Origin of the sequence: Candidatus Kryptonium thompsonii (assembly GCF_001535985.1) — a bacterium.
In the GTDB taxonomy this organism is placed as follows: domain Bacteria; phylum Bacteroidota; class Ignavibacteria; order Kryptoniales; family Kryptoniaceae; genus Kryptonium; species Kryptonium thompsonii.
In genome coordinates this window covers 1,127-14,166 of record NZ_CZVS01000053.1, presented here as the reverse complement: position 1 = coordinate 14,166, position 13,040 = coordinate 1,127, and the positions used below count along the sequence as shown (strand labels likewise).

At 36.9% G+C, this 13,040-nt stretch carries 12 protein-coding genes (1 of these 12 cut by a window edge); 4 read left to right on the top strand and 8 right to left on the bottom strand.

Annotation, left to right across the window (positions count from 1 at the left end; all coding sequences use genetic code 11):
• Nucleotides 1-32: 32 nt before the first annotated feature.
• The 6 genes from csm5 to cas6 are packed head-to-tail and all read right to left on the bottom strand — an operon-like array spanning nucleotide 33 to nucleotide 6,566.
• Nucleotides 33-1,112, bottom strand: a complete 1,080-nt coding sequence (gene csm5, locus AWW78_RS07820) for a type III-A CRISPR-associated RAMP protein Csm5 (protein WP_047134815.1) — start codon at nucleotides 1,110-1,112, stop codon at nucleotides 33-35.
• A 1-nt stretch (nucleotide 1,113) separates the two neighbouring features.
• Nucleotides 1,114-2,058 carry a type III-A CRISPR-associated RAMP protein Csm4 gene (gene csm4 / locus AWW78_RS07815; protein ID WP_047134814.1) on the bottom strand — a complete coding sequence of 315 codons (945 nt, stop codon included), beginning with the start codon at nucleotides 2,056-2,058 and terminating at the stop codon, nucleotides 1,114-1,116.
• Nucleotides 2,055-2,753, bottom strand: coding sequence for a type III-A CRISPR-associated RAMP protein Csm3 (csm3, locus tag AWW78_RS07810; RefSeq protein ID WP_047134813.1), 699 nt, complete (start codon nucleotides 2,751-2,753; stop codon nucleotides 2,055-2,057). Before csm3 ends, csm4 begins: the two co-directional genes overlap by 4 nt.
• A gap of 31 nt (nucleotides 2,754-2,784) precedes the next feature.
• Entirely contained in the window at nucleotides 2,785-3,192 is a 408-nt protein-coding gene (csm2, locus tag AWW78_RS07805; protein ID WP_047134812.1) for a type III-A CRISPR-associated protein Csm2, read from the bottom strand.
• A complete protein-coding gene (cas10, locus tag AWW78_RS07800; protein WP_047134811.1) occupies nucleotides 3,185-5,746 on the bottom strand; it encodes a type III-A CRISPR-associated protein Cas10/Csm1 in 2,562 nt (853 codons plus the stop codon). Before cas10 ends, csm2 begins: the two co-directional genes overlap by 8 nt.
• Nucleotides 5,736-6,566, bottom strand: a complete 831-nt coding sequence (gene cas6 / locus AWW78_RS07795; RefSeq protein ID WP_159421227.1) for a CRISPR-associated endoribonuclease Cas6 — start codon at nucleotides 6,564-6,566, stop codon at nucleotides 5,736-5,738. Before cas6 ends, cas10 begins: the two co-directional genes overlap by 11 nt.
• A gap of 320 nt (nucleotides 6,567-6,886) precedes the next feature.
• Here cas6 and AWW78_RS07790 point away from each other — a divergent pair, with 320 nt between their 5' ends.
• From AWW78_RS07790 to AWW78_RS07775, 4 genes are read left to right on the top strand one after another with little or no spacing between them, the layout of a single operon-like run.
• A complete protein-coding gene (locus AWW78_RS07790) occupies nucleotides 6,887-8,158 on the top strand; it encodes a metal-dependent hydrolase family protein (protein WP_047134809.1) in 1,272 nt (423 codons plus the stop codon).
• Nucleotide 8,159: 1 nt separating this feature from the next.
• Nucleotides 8,160-9,167: a ferrochelatase gene (gene hemH, locus AWW78_RS07785; RefSeq protein WP_047134808.1), complete on the top strand. Its 1,008-nt coding sequence runs from the start codon at nucleotides 8,160-8,162 to the stop codon at nucleotides 9,165-9,167.
• Complete coding sequence (hemG, locus tag AWW78_RS07780; RefSeq protein ID WP_047134807.1) at nucleotides 9,157-10,542, top strand: protoporphyrinogen oxidase; 1,386 nt, start codon at nucleotides 9,157-9,159, stop codon at nucleotides 10,540-10,542. Before hemH ends, hemG begins: the two co-directional genes overlap by 11 nt.
• Nucleotides 10,539-11,444, top strand: a complete 906-nt coding sequence (locus AWW78_RS07775; protein ID WP_047134806.1) for a bifunctional enoyl-CoA hydratase/phosphate acetyltransferase — start codon at nucleotides 10,539-10,541, stop codon at nucleotides 11,442-11,444. Before hemG ends, AWW78_RS07775 begins: the two co-directional genes overlap by 4 nt.
• Before the next feature lie 39 nt (nucleotides 11,445-11,483).
• On the opposite strand, the gene AWW78_RS07770 is transcribed toward AWW78_RS07775, so the two are convergent.
• Together AWW78_RS07770 and coaD are read right to left on the bottom strand one after the other, a co-directional pair.
• Complete coding sequence (locus AWW78_RS07770; RefSeq protein WP_047134805.1) at nucleotides 11,484-11,732, bottom strand: FmdB family zinc ribbon protein; 249 nt, start codon at nucleotides 11,730-11,732, stop codon at nucleotides 11,484-11,486.
• A gap of 90 nt (nucleotides 11,733-11,822) precedes the next feature.
• On the bottom strand, nucleotides 11,823-13,040 hold the 3' portion of the coding sequence (gene coaD / locus AWW78_RS07765; RefSeq protein ID WP_082359564.1) for a pantetheine-phosphate adenylyltransferase. The gene runs 486 nt beyond the window's last position; 1,218 of the gene's 1,704 nt are visible here — the last part of the coding sequence; the start codon falls outside the window, past its right edge — the gene reads right to left on this strand; the stop codon is at nucleotides 11,823-11,825.

Genomic DNA, 13,040 nt, shown 5'->3' with positions numbered 1-13,040 from the left:
TTCTTTCATAAATTCTCTCCCAATTTTTTATTTTAACCTACAAACTTTATCTTCATCCACCCCATTGGATATCTCCCTTCAAACAAATTCCTCGTTGTTCCCCACTTTTTATTATGCGGTTTTCTTGCATTTATGGTGACCGCATACACACCTGAAAAGCGTCCCACTCTAACAACACACTCGTTCTGCTTCACCCTCAACAAACTTCTCATTTTCTCGATAATCTCATTCATATCGGTTGCAAATTCGTAAAACTCTTGCTCTCGTTTAAACTCTTCATTATAAAACTGATTGCACGACTGAATTATAAAATCTTTTGTTAAAGGCATCGACACACCTTCAACTTTGGGCAGGAAATCATCAATTATTATTTCGCCTTCAAACTCAACTGATCCGCCAGTGATAATCTCACCTGCAATGACCTCTTTTATCATTTGAATTCCGACCGTTGCAAGTCTATTTCTCCGCTCATCAACTCTTGCGTTTAAAACCTCACCTATCCTCATCACCTCATTTGAAACAAAAACATCCGAGATCTTTAACGCTCTAAATGGGTCTTTTGAAATGTCAACTTTCTCTTCCTTTTTCTTTTGATCAACTCTTACAGCTTTGAGCAACTTGTGTTCCCAAGTGTTTGATTTGTACTCCTTTTCATTACTTGTAATCCGCTTGATCATTTCAGGATTGTCTTTAGCAACCCGATCGATAATAGCGGTTCTTATTGCACCTTTAATTGAACTACCAGGGATATAAGGTTTAAAATCCCCATCCACCCTTACAAATGGCGATATCAAAAGTTGGTTGTTTACATTTCTTAAATTCCACTGGTATTTTTCAGCCACATTCTTAGTCACTTTAACCTTATACTTCGAAAATCTTTTTTCATCAAAATTTCCAGCGATCAGCTCTCTTAAACTTGTTATGTTATTTTGTTCAATGAGCGCATAAAATTTATTGAGTTGTTCCTGGCTTAAACTTGAAATGATTTCATCTGCATTTACCCTATGAAAATTATCATCCACGATGACATAATCAAACGGTGTCAAATCCTCCCCAGTGCCAATGTGAATTGGTGTTAAGATTTGATATTTAACTTTATAAATCTCCGCCATTTCACACCCCCACTCTAACTTTTAAAGGAAAAGCATAAGCAAACTGAACTATATCTGGATTCGAGTGAACACCATTTAATATCTGACCATAAAAATCTTTATGAGTCTTTACTTTAAAAACAGAACCCGCTTCCATAAAAACGAGCGGTTTCTTAAACGGATCAGTCAAGGCAAAATGTCCGCCTACTTTTGGATACTTTGTAAAAATCTTATACCATAAGTTTGTACCATCAACATTATCTAAATCATCCTTTGTCGGGATAAAATTTGAAATTGTCATAAAAGCGTTTGGATTTTCACTTTCAGGAAGTTTAAAATTCTCAATTGATGTAAATTTCAAATTCCCCTTACCTATAGAAGCATCCGCTCCAAACCCCGATAGTTCAATATACTTCAAAATCGCTTCTATCTGTTCCTTGCTCAGAAAGTCGGTTTTAACCGCAAACCATAATTTAACATTAGAACCATAAAATGTCTCCTCAGTTCCAAACAGCTCACCAAAACCTGAAGTTGTAAAAGTTAATCGACTAATCTTATTCCTCATCACAGTCTGTGTTTCAACTTCCCAAACTTTTCTGTTTTCTGTTTCATCTTTGATTTCATTCACCAAAACTTCAAAAAGTTTATTCCATTCTAATTCATCCTTTATTTTCTCAAAATTTTCAATCTTCATAAACTTCCTTTTTTTCACTTGTTTAAAGATTTCCCCCTTCTCAATCTTTTCGGTTCTCTTAATCTCAATTATCGGCACAGGTAAATAACCCTCGGGATAAGCATTCGACACAAGCGTTGGACTACCATTTTTATTCGCATCGATAAATTCTCTGCCGAATTTCTCGCCCCATATGTGAAAGCACGCCCACGCAAAATAACCCCAAAGTGTGTCAGATTGAAATGGAGTGATGGTTGAGCTTTTTATCTCAAAACTTACCTTATACGCTTTCATGACTCTTCAACTTCTATTTTTAAATTTTCGGGAGCATAATCTTTAATTTCAACACCCTCAAACTTAATTTTCCCGCTCCCTCTGCTTCCATATCCACCAAGACAATCAAGTTCAAGAAGCTTCAAACCTTTTCGAATAACCTTTTCAAACAATTCTTCATCCTTTTGACCTCCATCTCCAGTATCAAAAACACGATATACTAACTCGAAGCGAAATTCTACACCCGGGATAACTCTTTCAAGTCTTCTCGGCTTCGCCTCTGCAGTGATACGATTTAAAACATTTTCCGCCTTTTCTTCAATTATATCATAAACTGTAAGCCCTTTCCGCTCCATTTCCTTTTTGTACCCCTCATCAATAAATACATCTCTGAATATAACTCTCGTTGGACCCCGCTTTAGTGCACTCGCCTCATTATCTGGCGAGCTACCAAACACCCTGCAAACTGGACAATTTACATCTAAACACTTATGAACTTCTCCATTACTATTAACTTTTCCATAAGCTAACTCAATTAAACTTCTTATTTTACCCTTAAGCGACGAGCCCGGGATGTAAGGCTCGTTGGTTACTGGATGTTTTATTACAGGATTATCCATTCCACCGATTTCAATTATATCACTGCTACCCCCGATGTGTAGCCCTGTTAAAAGCTTAATTTTTCCAGTGACAACCTTATATTTGACAAGTTTCATAGCTGAAAAACCTCCTAATTTTGTTTTTTAACTAATCAAATTTTTCAGCTTTGCCATAATAATACCCAACTACAGCTTCAAAATGCTTAACGAAACCATCAAGAAAATCTTCCTTATCGTTTACCTGATCAACACACTCTGTGATGAAATCAACAAATTTTTCAGGAACAAGTTTTCGACCCTTTTGATAATTAACCTTCACCTTTAACATTTTAATTAGCGGTTTGACTTTTTCAAATCCCTCCACCTCAACCCTATCAGCAAGGGCTCTAACTTCATTATAAAACTTCCTCAACTGTGCACTTTTCAACTCAGGTTTTCTAGGATCACGACCAATGAACTCATCTGCCCATTTCTCAGCCTTAGTTGTCACCATTTCTTCTTTAATTACCCATTTGTCATCACTTGTTTTTCTCAAAAAATATTTTTCTTCAGCCATTTTGACCTCCTTTTAATTTTTTACCTCTGTATTTGTAAAGAACATAAAAAATCGGGATATGAAGCGCAATCCAAAGTTCCTTGTACTCTTCCTTCAAATTGTTCTCAACAAGTTCAAACAACTTACTCATCTCTTCCTCACCCTTTACTATCCTGCCACCTTTCCTTTCAACAATGTTTCTTGCCACATCGTACTTCAAAAGATATGTAAACCTTAATCCATTCGGATTCTTAGTTTCATAATAATCTTTAGCCATTCTTTGATAAGTCAATAACCTATGCATAAATGTTGTTTTAACTTTCGATTCAGTTGAAGTAAGCCATTTTTCAAAATAACTTCGCCACTCCCACAGTTTTGGCAAAAGTTTCCACTTTACAGTCGTGTTAAAAATAGTCAAACTATCCTTTCCCTCGCTTCCTTTTGATTTTTCAAGAAACTCATCTGCCATCAAAATACCTCTATTAATCGGATATCTCGGGCCAATAAGAGCAATACCAGCGCTTAAAGTTATACCCCTATTCCATGTCGTAAACTCTCTAAATTTTTTATAAATTTTCTCCGCAACTTCGATTATATCTTTCCATTCGCCAACCAAAACAAGATCATCCCCACCGGAATAGACAACATAGACATTTTTATACTTCTCCTCAAGTAGATGATTTAAATATCCGGCGAAATAGAAATCCATATTTCGACTTAAAGTTACATATTTCGAAATGCTTAAATGCTTTGCGAACTCTTCCCCAAGTTCACTTGAGAAAATGCTCCCAAGGTTGTCAACATCGGCTTTTAAAATCCCAAGCATTGCTTTCCCTTCCTTCGTGATTTCCCCATTTCTTCTCTCAACCAACCCAACCTCAGCGATCTCACCAAATGTCTTGACTCTATTTGCGGCTTTATCGAAAGTTTGTTCTATCTCACGAACATGATTAAAAATTTCTTCCTCTTCCATCCTCCACACTGGGACATAGTTCGCCAAAAATTTCACAGGATATAGGAATCCTTCCTCAATCTTGAAAAGTTCAATGTAATAATAATCCTCAGTGACATTTATCTCGTGAAGTTTGTGTAAATTAAAATGAAGCCCTTCAAAAACCTCAACGCTTTTATTAACACCTGGAATCTTTCCAGTTGTATACGAAACTGCTTCAGATTCAATCAACCATCGGCCAAGATTCAAAAAAGTATCACACTGCCTACAAATTTTAATTGCTTCACCCGTTTCATCCACTAAAGATTTAACCCCAGGATTTTCATCACAGATTTGGCAATGACCGTTTCGTCGAAGTTCATTGTATAACTTGTCAAGCACAAATCCATTATGCCCTTCCCCAAAAAGTTCAAAGAACTTGCGTCTCTTTTTCCGTTCCGCCGATAGTTGAATCTCCTGCAGTACATTTCTAAATTTATCTTGCATCAAATCTTCGCCTGAAACCTCAACATCATATGTAATGTTGAGCGAAATCTTACCATTGAATTCATCAAATAGCCATTTTGAAATTCTTCTCTCGATCTCTTTTAGCTTCTCCTTCACGGTGTCAAGATTCGGAGCAAGAATTATGAAACGACCACCCGCGTTCATTATAACAGAGACAGGGGAAAGACCCAAAGCATTTAAAATATAATAAACCCCCATCTCAACAATCGCCTGCAAATAAAATGACCTTGCCCTTAAAATTTTACTTGCGCCCTTGACATTCGTAATCGACAAAGAATATATAAAGTCCTGAATCCCGCTTAAATCTCCAACAATAAAAAGAAATTTTTTCGCCTTTTTATCTTTAATATTATCAATCGAATTTAAACTGTGTGTCGCATGGTGATAATAGAACAAAGCGAGAGCAATCGCGGATGTTGTCTTAAGATGATCATAAAGTGAAACATCTGGTACATCTTTTGTTGAGCTTGGGATACACCATGTGTATCTTTCAAGTATGCTTAAAATTGAGCCCACCCAAATATTGAAATGTTTCCCCAAAACACTTGCATTTTTAAAATCTTCAATAAATTGAACCCAAAGCCTCGCATATTCACCAGTTAAATCAACCCTCTCTTTTTCTTCGAAAGGAAAAACATCGTCGGTCGGTTTAAGCGTTGTCAAGTTGTAAACCCAATTCTTTCCATTGCCTGACATATCATAACTGAAAATAGAAATCAATTTCTTCTCCCTAAAAGCACCTATTTCCTCATCTTGGGCATCAGCCGTCTTTACCCTGTCCATACCACTACTCAGCCAATCAGCTTGTTGGATTATATAATGTAAAGGCGTAGATGGTTTGTGATGCCTTGCCGATAAATTTTTAACATTATCAAGCGCCTCATCGGTCAACTTCTCTGACACATCTATCGGGAAAAATTTTTCAAATGACTCAAAAAACTCACTCGTCCACAAAACATGTCTGTACTTGCCAAACTCAGGGCATAGTTCAGATTCAAGGGCTAATGTCGAATGCGAGAGCCCTTCATTACCACGGACAGCTCTCTGCCAGAATTTACCAATGTCATGAAAAATAGATGCGACGATTACAGCTTTTTTAGCTTTTTCAAAATCCATTTTCCCCTAAAATTTTATTTTTCTTCCGTGGTTTTGCGATATCCCACATCCCAAAACCCATTGAATTTTTCTCCCCGAGCCCAACATCCCAAGCAAATTTTATAATCCTGCGCGTTCCCCTCAATTTAAACGGAGCAACCATACAGGGAATTTTGGTTTCTTCTTTCTTCCCCGCTTTTATAGTTATAAGCTTTCTCCACCGCTTTTTCACGATGTAATTGAGATTAAAAACAAAATCGAATTCATCCTCTGGCTCGTATTTATAAAATGCGGTAAACTTCTCAAACAAATTTTTACGAATAAGATACGGGACCTCAGCATCAAAACAACCCAAAAAAATTCTTCTCCCAAGCGCATCAACCTTTGAAACAACAAGGGGAGATATAAAGACACCTTCAACCTCAATTACCTCTTTTGGATCACCATCAAATATCTTCGGTTCAAATATAACCTCAACGGACTTCAAGATATAAAGATTCTTCTGTTCAGAAATCCATATCTTATCAGCCTTAGTTAAACCAAAGGCGAAATCTTTAACAAATTCCTCATACGGAGACGAGATTAGAAACGATATTTCAGAATTACTTGGAATTACAATATGCGAATCTTCAACATGAGCCCCATTAAAATAGAAAATTTTAGAAAATGTAAACATCTTAAATACTTTCCCATTCAATTTAAATCCCCCAGAGTGAATTCTCCGAGCAAACCTCTCGGAGTGCAAACTTATAACCCTGTAAATTAACCCCGCAATAAAATGGTTGTAATTTAAACTTAATTGGTTATCCCCAGAAGAAATTAAGTTTACCTCTAAACGCATACCTGAAAAAATTAATTTTCTTCTACCCCCCATCCTATCGTTCAAGTTTATCAAGAGACTATGTCAAGTCTTAAGCACACTATCAAAGAACGTAAACCAAACCATAGCCCTAATAATATAATAAACTTTTAAACAAATGTCAAGTTCAGAAACGAACATAAATTCATCCACATAAAAATTTCAACTTTCTACTATCACACCAAACTGGTATCCTTATTGATAAAAGCGGATACCATTTTAAGTAAACGAGAATGCTCTTGAATTTATTCAATTGTTTGAGTTATATTTAACTGAAATTCAAAATAAAATCACAAAATAAAATGCGAAAAATATTTTATTTGCTTTTAATCCCCTTCCTTATCGCCCTGTCCCAAGAAAAGCCCACCGTTATAAAATGTGGCGCCCTAATTGATGGTAAAAGCGACGAGGTCAAGAAAAATGTTTTGATTTTGATCAGCGGAAATAAGATCGAAAAAGTTGGAAATTTTAAGATACCTGAAAATGCAGATGTTATCGACCTTTCGGATATGACCGTGTTGCCGGGGTTAATTGATGCACATGTTCATTTCTTCCTTCATGAGGGTAACTACGATGACCAACTTCTCAAAGAATCAATCCCATATCGAACGATAAGAGCGGTTGTACACGCCAAACAAACCCTTGAAGCTGGATTTACAACCGTTCGAGACCTTGAAACCGAGGGGGCTGGATATGCGGATGTCGATTTAAAAAAAGCGATTGATCAAGGCATAATTCCAGGTCCAAGGATGCAAGTTTCAACTCGTGCACTTTCTGTCACAGGGGGATATGCACTTATGGGATACTCATGGGAGATACAGGTTCCAACAGGAGCACAACTTGTCGACGGGGTTGACGAGGCGAGGAAAGCGGTAAGAGAACAAATAAAATATGGAGCTGATTGGATAAAAATATATGCCGATTCAAGGAGGAGGCGTAGTGAGGTTGCCGATTCATTAACATGGTATCTTACATTTTCAGATGATGAACTTAAAGCGATCGTTGAGGAAGCAAATAAGATGAATGTGAAAGTTGCTGCGCATTGTTATTCATCAATTGCTGCGCAAAAAGCTGTAAATTCGGGCGTTGCTTCAATCGAGCATGGTTTATATCTTGACGAGCCAACGCTTAAACTTATGAAGGAAAAAGGGGTTTATTACTGTCCAACATTGCTTGCTTATTACCGTTGGTCGAAGCGAGAGGGTTTAAGCCCAGAAGTTAAAAAAATGATTGAGAACACAGTTAAACTTCACGCAGAAACATTCAAACGAGCTTTAAAGGTTGGGGTTAAAATTGCTTTCGGGAGCGATTTGACGGAAGCGCATGGTTCAAACGCTGAAGAGTTTGAACTTATGGTTAAATATGGAATGAAGCCAATGGATGCGATCAAGTCAGCCACGAGCGTCGCAGCAGAACTTCTTGGATGGCAGGATAAAATTGGAAGTATTGAACCGGGAAAACTTGCTGATATAATTGCCGTCAAAGGCGACCCATTAAAAGACATATCCGTTCTCAAAGATGTTAAGTTCGTGATGAAGGATGGAAAAATAGTGAAAAACTCAAAACAATTTTAAAATGCCCAAATATGGAATCATTCTTTTAAATCTCGGCGGTCCAGATTCAATAAAAAATGTTGAAAGGTTTCTCTACAATTTATTTTCAGATCCAGACATATTTAAATTTCCATTTTCCCAAGCGACTCAAAAAGTCTTCGCACGGCTAATTTCAAAATTAAGAGCAAAAAAAGTCATAAAATATTACCAGCAAATCGGCGGTCGCTCACCAATTTTAAGTTATACACTCGTTCAAGCCAAACTTCTCGAGAAGAAGCTTAAACCATTTCTTGATTGTAAAGTTTACATTGGGATGAGATATTGGCGCCCGCTGATAAATGAAGCGCTTGAGATGGCACTTAAAGATGATACACAAAAAATTATCCTACTTCCGCTTTACCCACAGTATTCAACCACGACAACTGGCTCAAGCTTTAATGAATTTTATCGCTCGCTGAAAAAACTAAACATAGACAACAAAGAGATAATTGAAATAAAAAGTTATCCCAACAATGAAATTTATGTTAAGGCAATGGTTGAACGAATTGAAGAAGCGATGGCAAATTTCAACATGGATGACCTTGAAAATCTCGTACTTATATTTAGCGCTCACAGCGTACCCGTTAAATTTATCAAAAATGGTGACCCATACCTTGATGAGACAATAAAATCATACAACGCTATACTTGATTATCTTCGCAACAAATCGGAACGAAAGGAAATTTACAAAAATATAAGGACGGAATTATGTTTCCAAAGCAAAGTTGGCCCTGTAAAGTGGCTTGAGCCATCAACGGTTGAAACTGTGCAGAAACTTGCCAAAGAAGGAATTAAAAATATGCTTGTTGTCCCGCTTAGCTTTGTCTCAGATAATATCGAAACACTTTATGAACTTGGAATCTTCGTCAGGGATATAGCCATCAAAAATGGTGTTAAAAAATTTGTCGTTGCAGAAGCCTTGAATGATTCTGAAACATTTATTGAAGCTCTTAAAAACATAGTCTTGGAGGCTGTAAAAGATGAAAAATAATGCAATAATCATCGGCGCAGGTATATCTGGACTTACAACAGCATTTCTTTTAAAAAAGAATGGATTAAATGTTACGGTTCTTGAGGCAGAAAACGAAGTCGGCGGTACAATGAAAAGTAAGAGAATAAACGATTACCTTGTTGAACTCGGACCAAACAGTGCGCTTGAAACGACGCCACTTTTAAAACAGATAATCGACGAAGTTGGCATCTCGAATGAAATGGTTTATGCAAGTGAAGTTTCAAACAAGCGATACATTTTTAAAAACGGCAAATTATATCCAATTCCAATGAAACCGCAGGAGTTTTTTAAAAGCAAGTTATGGAGCTGGCGCGGAAAACTTCGCATAATGCTTGAGCCATTTCACGGGCGAGCAAAAAATACAACAGGTGATCCATTCTGGGAGGAAACAGTGGCTCAATTCGTTAGAAGACGACTTGGGAAAGAATTTCTTGACTACACAATTAATCCATTTGTTGCTGGGGTATATGCTGGAGACCCAGAAAAACTCGGTGTTCGTTCAGCATTTCCGCGACTTTATGCGCTTGAAGAAAAATATGGTGGACTAATCATCGGAACAATTAAAGGTGCTAAAGAAAGAAAAAAGAGAGAGGAAAAAGCAAAAATTACTGCAAAAATGTTTTCATTCCTTGATGGGATGGGAACACTTCCAAATGCCATTGCAAATTATCTTGGAAATTCTGTGATAACAGGTGCAAAAGTTAAATCGATCAAGAAGGATGTAAAAGGATACATCGTTGAATTTGAAAAAGATGGAGGAACTGAAAATCTTTTCTCCGAAGTGGTTGTAGTTTCGACCCCAGCCTATGCTGCGAGCGAAATTCTTAAAAAATTATCCGATAAAATCGAAAGTGCGCTCAAACAAATTTATTACCCGCCCGTCGCCGAGGTTATTTTCGGATATGAAAAAGAACAAATCGGAGTGGAACTTGATGGCTTCGGTTATTTGATCCCCGAAAAAGAAAGAAGAAAAATTCTTGGCACTTTATGGAATTCAGCTATATTTCCAAAGCGAGCTCCAGAAGGATATGTTGAGCTCACCACATTTGTTGGGGGAACAAGGCAACCCGAACTCGCCCTTAAGAACGATGATGAATTAATTAAAATCGTCAGCGATGAATTAAAAGATATAATGAAAGTCAAAGGTGAGCCTAAGTTTGTTTGGATTTCAAGATGGGAGAAAGCGATACCACAATATAATGTTGGTCATCTTAAAATTATGGCCATGATTGATGAATTTGAAAAAGAAAACCCAGGAATTTATCTATGTGCCAACTATCGCGGGGGCATTTCTGTTGGCGATTGCGTTATCAGCGCTGAAAAAACCGCAAATAAAATTTTAAGTGAAAAATGATAAGAAACTTTCAAGAACTTCTCGAAAAAGTAAAAGGGACAGAAAAAACAATAGCTGTAATTTGCGCACATCAAGAATCAGCACTTCTAGCAGCAATTGAAGCAAGAAGACAAAAGATAGCAAACTCAATTTTAATAGGGGATTCAAAAAAAATCGCTGAAATGATCGACAATTTAGGCGAAGACTCCACCAAATTTGAAATTATTGACGAAAAAGAAACCGAAAAAGCTGTTTCCATCGGAATCTCACTTGTTAGAGATGGTGAAGCACATGTTATTTTAAAAGGCAAGGTCGATACTACAACTTTAATGAAGGGGGTTCTAAGCAAAGAATCTGGGTTAAGAACTGGAAGATTGTTAAGTGATGTTTTCATCTTTGAATATCCTGAGAAAAATAGCGAATCAAAATTTATCTTGATGTCCGATGGGGGAGTAGTTTTAAACCCAACGCTTGAGCAAAAAATTGAGATAATAAAAAATGCCGTTGAAGTCGCACACAAACTCGGAATTGAAAACCCAAAAGTTGCAATTTTATCCGCAACTGAGTTAGTGATTGAAGAATTAACATCAACAACAGATGCGGTAAAATTAAAACAACTCAACGCTGAAGGCAAGATTACGGGCTGTATAATAGACGGTCCCCTTGCGCTTGACCTTGCTATATCAGAAGAATCGGCTTTTGAAAAGGGAATAAAATCAGATGTCGCAGGCAAGGCTGATATTTTAATTGTGCCAAATATAGAAAGTGGCAATATACTTGGGAAAAGCTTGACTTACTTTGCTCATTACAAGATTGGACATGTGATCATCGGTGCGAAAGCTCCAGTTTTAATTCCATCAAGATCGGACAAAATGGAGGCAAAATTGAATTCAATTGCACTTGGGGTTTTAATGGTGATGTGAAATTAAATTTGGGCGGGAAACCCGCCCCTGATTTGTTCATCAATCGGATTTTTCAGACTTTGATCCCCCCGATTCTGATTCACTTTTTGATTTTGATGATGAATTACCACGTTTGTAATCAGTTATATAGAACCCTGAACCTTTGAAAATTAATCCAACGCCAGCACTTATTTTTCTTTTTGCGCTTCCGCCACATTTTGGGCAAATTATAACTGTCTGATCGTTTATCCCCTGAAATTCCTCAAAGATATAGCCACAACTATCGCATTGATATTCATAGATTGGCATACCTAACTCATTTCACCTCCTTTTGTTTTTGATTTGCTTTTGCATATTTAAATAACAAAACAAAATTACCAAATGGTTTCAAACCTTAAGTTAATCACTCAACTTTTCAATTGCCCTTCTGAATCTTTCAACTCCTTTCATTAACTCTTCCATTGAAGCAGCGTAAGAAATCCTAACATATTCATCCATTCCAAAGGCATCTCCGGGAATGATTGCAAGTTTTTCTTCTTTCAAAAGAAACTCACAAAAATCGTTTGAATTCTTTATAACCATACCATTATAACTTCGTCCATAGTAAGCTGAAACCTTCGGAAACACATAAAAAGCACCCGATGGGACAAAAACTTCAATTCCTGGAATCTGCTTCAATTCAGAACAAAGAAAATCACGCCTTATTTTGAATTCATTTACCATTTTTCGAACTGGCTCCTGTGGTCCGGTTAGCGCAGCAAGTGCTGCTTTTTGAGAAATTGAACTTGCATTTGAAGTCATTTGCCCTTGAACCTTGTTCGCAAGTTTGACAATTTCTTCACTTGCCCCAAGATAACCGATTCTCCAGCCCGTCATAGCATATGCTTTCGAAACACCGTTGATAGTTATGACAAGGTTTTTCAACTCTTTAATTGAAGCCATGCTAAAATGTTTTCCTTCATAAATGATTTTCTCATAAATTTCATCCGAAATCACAAAGATATTTTTTTCATATACAACCTCAGCGATCTTTCTTATCTCATCTTCAGTATAAACTGTTCCAGTTGGATTTGACGGTGAATTAAAAATTAATGCCTTCGTCTTCTCTGTTATTGTTTCTTTAAGTTGTTCTGGGGTTATTTTAAAACTTGACCTTATATCAGTTTTCAAAATAACCGGTTTCGCATCTACAAGAGCAACCATCGATGGATAACTTACCCAGTATGGAGCTGGGATTATCACTTCATCACCAGGATTACATATCGCTTGCAAAGCATTAAAAATTGAATGTTTGGCGCCGTTTGATACAAGTATCTCGGTGGGTTTATATTCAATGTTATTATCACGCCGAAACTTTTCAATTATTGCATTTATTAACTCCGGTATTCCTTGATTTTGTGTGTATTTTGTAAAATTTTCTTTAATCGCTTGAATCGCTGCTTCTTTTACATGCTCAGGCGTTGGAAAATCTGGCTCACCAGCGCTTAAAGAAACGACATCAATACCTTGGGCTTTCATATTTTTTGCAAGTGCGGAGATGCGTAGTGTTTCTGACTCAGCCAAGTTAAGTATTTTTTCAGAAAGTTTCGGCATCAAGCTTTCCTTCTCATATTTCGC

Excerpts from the sequence above, each read along its gene's own strand:
- csm5 (WP_047134815.1), bottom strand. The coding sequence starts at position 1,112 with ATGGCGGAGATTTATAAAGTTAAATATCAAATCTTAACACCAATTCAC.
- csm4 (WP_047134814.1), bottom strand. The coding sequence starts at position 2,058 with ATGAAAGCGTATAAGGTAAGTTTTGAGATAAAAAGCTCAACCATCACT.
- csm3 (WP_047134813.1), bottom strand. The coding sequence starts at position 2,753 with ATGAAACTTGTCAAATATAAGGTTGTCACTGGAAAAATTAAGCTTTTA.
- csm2 (WP_047134812.1), bottom strand. The coding sequence starts at position 3,192 with ATGGCTGAAGAAAAATATTTTTTGAGAAAAACAAGTGATGACAAATGG.
- cas10 (WP_047134811.1), bottom strand. The coding sequence starts at position 5,746 with ATGGATTTTGAAAAAGCTAAAAAAGCTGTAATCGTCGCATCTATTTTT.
- cas6 (WP_159421227.1), bottom strand. The coding sequence starts at position 6,566 with ATGCGTTTAGAGGTAAACTTAATTTCTTCTGGGGATAACCAATTAAGT.
- AWW78_RS07790 (WP_047134809.1), top strand. The coding sequence starts at position 6,887 with ATGCGAAAAATATTTTATTTGCTTTTAATCCCCTTCCTTATCGCCCTG.
- hemH (WP_047134808.1), top strand. The coding sequence starts at position 8,160 with ATGCCCAAATATGGAATCATTCTTTTAAATCTCGGCGGTCCAGATTCA.
- hemG (WP_047134807.1), top strand. The coding sequence starts at position 9,157 with ATGAAAAATAATGCAATAATCATCGGCGCAGGTATATCTGGACTTACA.
- AWW78_RS07775 (WP_047134806.1), top strand. The coding sequence starts at position 10,539 with ATGATAAGAAACTTTCAAGAACTTCTCGAAAAAGTAAAAGGGACAGAA.
- AWW78_RS07770 (WP_047134805.1), bottom strand. The coding sequence starts at position 11,732 with ATGCCAATCTATGAATATCAATGCGATAGTTGTGGCTATATCTTTGAG.